This window comes from Isoptericola variabilis, from assembly GCF_050311655.1.
Classification (GTDB): domain Bacteria; phylum Actinomycetota; class Actinomycetes; order Actinomycetales; family Cellulomonadaceae; genus Isoptericola; species Isoptericola variabilis.
Genome location: NZ_JBNOZM010000028.1, coordinates 1 through 245, shown reverse-complemented (window position 1 = coordinate 245; position 245 = coordinate 1). Strand labels below are relative to the sequence as shown.

Here is a 245-nt window from a genome sequence, read left to right as displayed (position 1 = left end):
CGGCGGTCGGCGACTACCGCGGGCGCTACCCGTTCCTCGACACCGACGTCTACCAGACGCTCGAGGGGATCGCCTACGAGCTCGGCCGCGAGCCCGCCGACGAGGACGAGGCCGCGGCGCTGGAGACGGCCCGCGACTTCTTCGAGGAATCGGTGGCGCTGATCGAGCGGGCCCCGCGGCCCGACGGCTACCTCGGCACCTTCTACCAGTCGCCGCAGAGCCCCAAGGAACCCTGGCAGGACCTC

General features: G+C 72.2%; 1 pseudogene. It reads left to right on the top strand.

Annotated elements, in window-relative coordinates:
- Positions 1 to 245, top strand: a pseudogene (locus ACQP60_RS20930) (hypothetical protein); the annotation flags it as partial.